We start from the raw sequence: 8,247 nt of genomic DNA on the forward strand, positions 1-8,247 counted from the left end.
AATACACCATCGTTCTATTCCCGAATCTGGGGTGGACTGCACTTCCTGCCAAATTCTTCAATGCAGACACGGCCTCAGTAATGTTGCTTTCCCTATGGCACATAAGGCGGGGCTTCAACCGGTATCCTATAGCCTCTGTAAATTTGTCTCTGTTAGGAAGCACAAGCATGACGGGAATTTCACTGAATAAATCCTTTACCCGGTAGACGTCTATGAGTTCTTCCTCGTCCGCGGGTAAAAGAACCGCAATCGTACCTTCTTCCCGCAGCTCGAAGAGTCTACGTGCAAATCTGTTGACTGTCGTACATAGTTCTGTGCGGTGCCCTGAAAGCTGGTCTTTCACCGCCGCCTCGGTGTCGTCTAACTGCGTAGCGAAAATAAGGGCTTTCATATTACTCCCCCCTTTGCACGCCTGATGTGTCAGTCTTCATGATAGGAGTATAGCACTGCAGCAGAGACGTATGATTATGAAAGAATTGGGATATAATGAGGATATTTTGTCATAATTATTTGAGAGACATGAGGTAGGTCTTCAGGTTGGTTTTTTGATGGGCTAATCCTAGTTTCTCTCTGATTCGCTGCTTGTGGGTATTGATGGAGGTCTCTGCCACGCCGAACATCGCTGCAATTTCCTTTGCCGTTTTGCCGTCCCTGATCAAATCTGCCACCTTAATTTCTGTCGGGGTGAAGTGTGCATACAGGGCTCTCATCTTTTGTATGAAGGGCGAAATGATGTTATTCAGATTTTTTTCCAGAATGCCCAGGTACATCTTTTGCTCTTCGTCCAGACGCCTTTGTTTCAAGCTGTCTATGTACGGCAAGACCAGTTCTTTCACGTTTTGAAAGATTTTGTCCTCCAGTCCGTTCTTATCCTTTTCCCTCTGTTCCAATAAGACTCTCAGGGCGGTATTAAGTTCTTCGAGGCTGGCAGACTTTCTTTTGAGCTCTCGTTCCGATTCTTTTCGGTCAGTAATATCCAGCATCATCCCCGATATTTCATCCCCTTCAAGGATGGCATTCATAAGGACACTTTTGTTCTTTCCCTTCCTTGTGATCAGTTCAAGTTCATAGTTCAGAACTTTGCCCTCTTTCCTTAGCTGCGCGATGAAGGCTGTTCTCTCTTCCGGGTTTTTGTACGCCCTAACAACCGGTGTCGAAAGAAACTCCTCCAGGGATTCGAATTCAAACAGTTTCACGAGCGTTTCGTTCACGTAGAGGTAGTCACCGCCGAGATTCGTCTTGAAAATAGCGACAAGGGCATTGTCGACGAGATCCCTGTATTTCTTTTCTGATCTTGCCAATTCAACTGTCCGTTCAGCAACCAGCCGTTCAAGGTGGTCCCGGGATTCTGCCAGCCTTTCCTCCGTTCGTTGGCGTTCGCTGATATCCCTGAAAATCCCCTGCATTACTGTTTTTCCAGCGTACCTCACGGAACTACCCGTTACATCAGCGGGCACTACTGTTCCATCCTTTCTTAAAACCCTGATACCACGACCTGCACGCAACCCTCCTTCCCTCATTTCCCTGAAGGAACGCGTTACCTCTTCGAGTTCATCTTGCGGATGAATCTGCGTGACGTTCATGCGCAACAACTCTTCCTTCGTATAACCAAAAAGCGCCTCTGCCGCTTTGTTCGCTTCCACAAAATTCCCTTCGGGGTCCGCAATGAGTATGGGGTCGCCGGCATTGTCCATCAACGTGCGGTATCTCTCCTCGCTTTCCCGCAGCGCCTCCTCCGCGCGCTTGCGCCTAGTGATGTTAACAACAAACCCCCTGCAACCAACAGGCATATTTTCGCGTCTGATCGGGCTGGCAAATGCGAGGACAGGGAATGGGCTGCCGTCTTTCCGCAATGCGGTGAATTCGACCTCTCTTATCTCTTTTCCACCCAGTATCCTGTCGAGGCCCTCCCGCACTCGATCCGCGTCCTCGGGAATGACCATTTTCAGCACGTTCAATCCTTTATGAAAATCCTTTCTGGTGTACCCAAACGCATCGAGAAAGCCCCGGTTGATGAATGTTATCCTGCCGTTTCGGTCACATTCAAACAGGGTTTGCGGCAACAGATCGGCCACCTCTGCAAATCTCCGTTCGCGCTCCTTAATCTCCTTTTCTGCACTTCTGCGTTCGTCTTCTGAGCTTCTTAGTCTCTTACCCTTCTCATGTGTTCTCGTCCGTTCCGTAACCACCTGTTTTCTAACCTTCTTTGTTTCCTTCATCTTGAACACCCGCGCCATTGTTCATTGTTCATTGTTCATTGCCAGTATCATCATCTCATCTACTCCACCCACTGTGACGCCTGTAGGCTAACCTCATCACCATATTTGAAGTCTAGCATTGCGACACGAACTGTCAAGCCATCTTCGTATCGAAAGTCAGGACCGGTCGGGAGCACAAAAAAAGACGTGAAGTTGTATACGATTCAAAATCGTGGCATAACTACAGGTGCGGAAACTGAGTGAGGTCAGTGAAGACACACGTCGATAGCGTTCAGACCAACGAGACGACCAGGCGGGTTACCCTCCTTATTGCGACCGTCTCATCGTTTCTCGGGCCATTCATGATGTCATCGATAAATGTAGCTCTGCCGACCATAGGGAAAGAATTCCAGATGGACGCGATTCTCCTGAGCTGGGTCCCCATGGCCTATGTTCTTTCGGGGGCCATATTTCTCCTGCCTTTCGGGAAGATTGCTGACATTTACGGGAGAAAGAAGGTCTTCACCTGCGGCATTGCGCTCTTTACACTTGCAACGGCCCTTATGGGGATGTGTAATTCCGGAAAGATGCTGATCTTCTTCAGGCTGTTCCAGGGGATCGGCGCGGCAATGACATTCGGTACAGGCATAGCTCTTCTCATGTCGGTCTTCCCGGCAGAAGAGCGGGGCCGGGTGCTGGGGATCACCGTCGCCGCTGTTTACGTGGGGCTTTCGGCGGGTCCGTTCATCGGAGGTTTCTTAACGGAGCAATTCGGATGGAGAAGTATATTTTTTTCAACTGCGCCTCTTGGCGCGGCCCTTGTGCTGTCGATTTTGTGGAAGCTGAAAGGTGAATGGGCTGAGGTAAAGGGTGAACGCTTCGATGTTATCGGCTCTGCGGTCTACTGCCTTGCGCTCATATCCCTTATGTACGGCTTTTGCCTGCTGCCAGGCAGCTCAGGGCTTCTCTTTATCTTCTTCGGAATGGCCGGGCTCTTTCTGTTCGCCAGATGGGAAGACAGGGTAAAAGACCCCGTGCTCGATCTGGGTCTTTTCAGACATAACCGGGTTTTTGTATTGTCCAATCTGGCAATGTGCATCAACTATGGAGCGACGTATGCTATCGGCTTTCTCATCAGTCTCTATCTGCAGTACGTGAAGCACCTTGCGCCCCAGACTGCAGGCCTGATAATGGTATCCCAGCCGGTGGTGCAGGCGGTTTTTTCGCCGTACGCCGGCAGGCTCTCCGATAGAGTTGAACCGCAGATAGTTGCGTCTTGTGGCATGGGGCTCACGGTGATAGGGCTCGTGCTGTTCACGTTCTTGGGTGAGGATACCGGGCTGTGGTTCATTGGCGGTACCCTGGCGCTTCACGGTCTTGGATTTGCCCTCTTCTCCGCGCCTAACACGAACGCTGTCATGGGCTCCGTGGAAAAGAGGTTTTATGGTGTAGCGTCCGGCATCGCCTCCACTACACGACTTATGGGCAACGCGTTGAGCATGGGTACAGTCATGTTCGTGTTTGCCCTCTACATAGGCACGGTCCAGATAACTCCGCAGTACCATCCGGCCTTCCTTGTCAGTGTGAAAGCAATCTTCATCATTTTCAGCCTGCTCTGCCTGGGAGGCGTATTCGCATCGCTCGCCAGGGGCAAGATGTACTGAAACGCGAAGGCAGCGCCGAAATCGCTCTCTATGATGCTGTGGATCACGAGAAAAAGACTTGTGTAGATAAACACAGCCATGCTATGAAAAGAACACGTGCTCGAAGAAGCGCGTCGAATCTATTCCTTTGAGGACGGTTTGGTGTAGCCTATCTTAAAGAAGGAGGTAACAGCCCGTGACAAAGCGAACGTATGTGTGGCTCTGTGCAGTTCTCATGGTGAACCTTGTGATCGGGTTAACGTCAGGAAGCGTAACGCTCGCACAGGGGGAAGATGCGATGGTTACCGTGCTCGACCCGCTGGGTAAACCGCCGGCGATAACGCTCGTCCCTATGGCACCCCGCCCTGATAAGCTGGACGGCAAAACGGTGTACTTCATAGACTCCGGCTTTCCCACCACGGACGTGTTCATGCGGGAGTTGGCAGCCTCCTTTGCGAAATCGATGCCTTCGGTAAAAACAGAATTCAGGCAAAAGATCGGATCATTTTTTGATGACGATCCGAAGTTGTGGGCCGAGGTAAAGGAGAAAGGGGGCCTTGTGGTCCTCGGGGTCGGCCACTGAGACGTGTGCACGCCGGCGGTCGTCGGCCATTGCCTTACCCTGGAGAAAATGGGAATACCCACAACACCTGTCGTTACGAGCATGTTCGAAGAGAACGGAAAAGCAGCCGCGTACAAGAGAGGCATGCCGCTGCAGCGATTCACGTTCATCCCTCACCCGATTGCTTTCAAGCCAACTTCATTGCTGCGCGACTACGTGAACGGCAAAGATCCGGTGTCCGGCAAGCCGCTTATGCAGGAGATCGTCGAAGCGCTCACCAAGCCGCTCAGCGCCGAGGAGAAGAAGACAGGTACGCTGGACAGAACACCGCCGCGACTGGTTAAACCTGACACTGAGGAGAATCTGCAGCGCCTCTTTCTCAAGAATGGGTGGACTGACGGACTTCCCATTGTGCTTCCCACGGAAAAGAGGGTTGCCGATATGCTCAAGGGCACCAGTCATTCTCCCAACGAGATAGTAGCGAAGATGAGCCCGGGTTCTGCGCATGAGGCCTGGGAGTATACGGTAGAGAAAGTAGCGGTCAACGCGGTAATGGCTGGAGCCAGGCCGGAGTATTTCCCCGTCATCCTGGCTATCGCCTCGACAGGACTGCCATCCCTCTTCGCGTCCACCACGTCTTTTGCGCGCATGGTCGTCGTGAACGGGCCCATACGCGATGAGATCAAAATGAACTCCGGCATGGGTGCCATGAGCCCCTTGAACCAGGCCAACGCTACAATAGGGAGAGCATGGACACTGCTCTCCATGAATTTGTCGGGTGCGGGCAAACTGGGCGATACGTATCTGGGTTCACAGGGCAATAGTCTCACCTACAGCAACGTCTGCATCGCGGAGAACGAGGCCAGGAATCCCTGGAAGCCCTTCCATGTCGAAAAGGGCTTCAAGCCCGAGGCTAGCGTCGTCAGTATTTTCCATGGATGGGGTATAGCTCACGGTGTGGGCGTGCGGGCGAACAAAGGCTACCACAATCAGATCAGGGAGCTGCTCAAGGTGTTCAACGTGTACACCTCCCCTACGTCGGCGGCTGGGGCTCTGGTGCTGATGGATCCTTTGATAGCGCAGGATCTCAAGGAAGCCCAAGGTTTTGAAACAAAGGAGAAACTCGAGCAGTGGCTCTACGAGAATACGCTTGTCACGTATAACGGATTCTGGGACGACGAGCTTGTTATATCATTCACCGTACCGCTTGCGAAACAGGGAGTCGAACCGTTTGCGTCACGATTCAAACTGCCGAAAGACGCGCTCATGCCGCGCTATCCGAGTCCCAAGGGGATCAGTATTGTGGTGGTAGGCGGAGAAGCGAACGCATTTTTTCAGGCAGGAGATTTCAGGTATATGCGTAGTGCTTCGGTCGATGCCTGGAGATGAAGAAAACTCTTTGTCTCTGCGCCGCCATTGTTGGCCTGCTGATAGCCGCAGGAGGAGGACGGCTGTTCGGCTCTGACGGCGGTGAGATCGCCATATTCTACACCAATGATGTGGCAGGATACCTGGAACCTTGCGGGTGAAGCGAAACGCATGAACAGCTCGGCGGGCTGTACAAAAAAGCAACTGCCGTCAGGCAGTATCGCAAAGAGCAGGGCCCGGTGCTGGTTTTGGATTCCGGCGACCTGTTTTTTGAAAAGGAGATACCGGAGACTCTCCGGGCTTCCGCAAAGCTGAAAGCGGAGGCCGTAGCACGCATTTACCGCACTATTGGCTGTGATGCGGTGAACGTGGGGGAGAGAGACCTGCTGCTCGGCGTTACCGCTCTTAAAGAACTGGAAAAGAAGTTTGGTACGCCTTTCATCTCGGCTAACCTGACAGACACAAAGAACACGCCCCTCTTCAAGCAGTACGTCATAAAACAGATTGCGGGAAAAACAATAGGCATATTCGGGCTCACCGGTGATACCGAGGAAATGACCTCGATCATCGGTAAGATTACACAGGGCTCCGTGGTCGTGCAGGATTCGATTAAAGCGGCTGAATCGGTGATGAAAGAGCTCGCGGGCAAAGTTGATCTGGTCATCGCCCTGACACACCAGGGAGTCGGACGTGATTGGGTGTTGGCTCGCCGGGTGGGAGGGATTGATCTCATTATCGGTGGTCGTGACGGTCAGAAGATACGGGAACCGCGCAAGGCAGGCACGACGCAGATTGTGCAGGCAGGAGAGAAAGGCCAGTATCTTGGGCTGCTTGAGGTCTCGTTCGGGCCGGACAAGACGAAAGCCGTCCGGAATAGCCTGATTCCCTTAGGCAACCAGCTTGCTGACGATGAAGTAACGTCAATGATTCTCGACTATCAAAAGCAGATGGCGGCTCTCTATGTCCCTGCCGGTGAAAGTCCTGCCTCACCCGCGAGCACATCGTGTTCTCCGTGCCACGAGAAAGAGTTCAGCTCCTGGCAGGCAACGGGACATGCCCGCGCTTACGAATCCCTCGTGAACAGAAATAGGCAGTTCGATCCTGAATGTCTCGCGTGTCATACCACACGCTTCGAGGAGCCGGACGGATTTTCTATGAAGCTTCAGCAGAAGGGACTGTTGGGTGTCCAGTGTGAATCGTGTCACGGCAATGCCTCCGAACACGTGCGCGCATCTACAGCCGTTACCCATCAAAAGCCGGGAAAAGAAGTATGCACTACGTGTCACACTCCCGACCGCAGCCCAACATTCGAAAAAGGCTACGAGGTCTACTTCCGGAAAGCAAAACATTAGACGTACGAGAAACCGAGGTAGAAGCGATTCTGTTTACCATGTGCGCTTAATAAATAGCTACGACTTACCTTTCATCTCGGTTGTACGCGAGCTTGAATAGGATAAAGCCTGCTTGATTCCCTCATTGTTTTTTCAAGAGATAACATAAGGTCCGGTATGTTGTTCTCGATGAGGCTAGCTTGTGAAATGGCTGTTACTGTGTGCGTCCTACGTCCATCCTGACTGATCCGCCAATATCGATCTGCCAACGGGACTTCACGGAGTTGTCCGGGGCCCCGTTTCGGTATGGTGATCTAGATTCGGCAGAGTTGGAACTTTTCTCCGACCCACTCTGATCCGAGGCTGAGCCAACATCTTCATAGCTGCGAGGACCCGGGTTGCTACATTGGCCTTGGGGATCATCCCCGCATTTAGTGCTGCACGGGCCGCCTCCCTCGGCTGCACAAAGAGCACCCGCCCACAAAAATAGCATCACTATGATATAAACCAATAGCCTTGGCATCTTCCTGCCTATTCAGCGGTATCTGGCTTCCATTATAGCACAGGAGGGAAGAAGGAGTGGGTAGCATTCTTTTGGACGGCCCCGCAACCGCTTTTCGAAATGACTCCCAGGGACTTCGTCATGGAACGCATCGCCATGGCTGATGTATTAGACAGGCTTTCTCATTCATCCTCAGTTTTATCTTGCGTCTCGTTTCTGCTCTTTTGCCTCCGAGTTTGCTGGATAGTGGTGTAGCACTTCCCGCATGCCAGGTCCCCCAATAAGGAAAAGGTTGCTGGGGTGACGATACTCGCCGCAATAACCGCATTGGTTCTTCTCCACGGTCCCCTTCATTCGAATGAGCCTTCAGGGCGAATCCATGTGACACTCATCGTTTATCCGTATAATCTTCGCACATATTTTTCCCGGGCTTCCTCCCTGCACTTTGGACCGCGGTTCACAATTGGTTGACCGCTCTCCCACAAACAAGGGGATGAGGCGGATTACCCCATCCCCTGCGGAAGATAAGGAGGAGAGTGAACAGCTCCTTGCCCCGCGCACTCCTCCTCGTCGTCCGTTGCAGTCATTCTCAGAACGGTGTCTCTCCTACACCTGCCAGTCTGGCTGACTGCGCGTGGCAGTA

7 protein-coding genes are annotated in these 8,247 nt (G+C 52.3%); 5 read left to right on the forward strand and 2 right to left on the reverse strand.

Annotated elements, in window-relative coordinates:
- Together VMT71_15665 and VMT71_15670 are read right to left on the reverse strand one after the other, a co-directional pair.
- Positions 1–391, reverse strand: a 391-nt coding sequence (locus tag VMT71_15665; GenBank protein ID HVN25411.1) for a hypothetical protein, incomplete at its 3' end; no start/stop codon positions are given.
- 115 nt (positions 392–506) lie between these two features.
- Positions 507–2,219 carry a PAS domain S-box protein gene (locus VMT71_15670; protein HVN25412.1) on the reverse strand — a complete coding sequence of 571 codons (1,713 nt, stop codon included), beginning with the start codon at positions 2,217–2,219 and terminating at the stop codon, positions 507–509.
- A gap of 248 nt (positions 2,220–2,467) precedes the next feature.
- Between VMT71_15670 and VMT71_15675 the strand changes: the two genes are divergently transcribed.
- From VMT71_15675 to VMT71_15695, 5 genes are all read left to right on the forward strand, one after another.
- On the forward strand, positions 2,468–3,862 hold the full coding sequence (locus VMT71_15675) for an MFS transporter (protein HVN25413.1): 1,395 nt from the start codon (positions 2,468–2,470) through the stop codon (positions 3,860–3,862).
- Positions 3,863–4,037: 175 nt separating this feature from the next.
- The gene (locus VMT71_15680; protein ID HVN25414.1) at positions 4,038–4,424 is read left to right on the forward strand and encodes a hypothetical protein; all 387 of its coding nucleotides are present in this window, start codon (positions 4,038–4,040) and stop codon (positions 4,422–4,424) included.
- Between the two features lie 48 nt (positions 4,425–4,472).
- Entirely contained in the window at positions 4,473–5,792 is a 1,320-nt protein-coding gene (locus tag VMT71_15685) for a UGSC family (seleno)protein (protein HVN25415.1), read from the forward strand.
- Positions 5,789–5,932, forward strand: coding sequence for a hypothetical protein (locus tag VMT71_15690; GenBank protein HVN25416.1), 144 nt, complete (start codon positions 5,789–5,791; stop codon positions 5,930–5,932). The genes VMT71_15685 and VMT71_15690 overlap by 4 nt, the downstream gene beginning before the upstream one ends.
- 78 nt (positions 5,933–6,010) lie before the next feature.
- On the forward strand, positions 6,011–7,123 hold the full coding sequence (locus VMT71_15695; protein ID HVN25417.1) for a multiheme c-type cytochrome: 1,113 nt from the start codon (positions 6,011–6,013) through the stop codon (positions 7,121–7,123).
- The last annotated feature ends 1,124 nt before the right edge of the window (positions 7,124–8,247 follow it).

It is taken from the genome of Syntrophorhabdales bacterium, assembly GCA_035541455.1.
Lineage (GTDB): Bacteria > Desulfobacterota > Syntrophorhabdia > Syntrophorhabdales > WCHB1-27 > JADGQN01.

Bases quoted from the DNA above. Each gene is read 5' to 3' on its own strand.
- VMT71_15670 (HVN25412.1), bottom strand. From the start codon at position 2,219: ATGAAGGAAACAAAGAAGGTTAGAAAACAGGTGGTTACGGAACGGACG.
- VMT71_15685 (HVN25415.1), top strand. From the start codon at position 4,473: ATGGGAATACCCACAACACCTGTCGTTACGAGCATGTTCGAAGAGAAC.
- VMT71_15690 (HVN25416.1), top strand. From the start codon at position 5,789: ATGAAGAAAACTCTTTGTCTCTGCGCCGCCATTGTTGGCCTGCTGATA.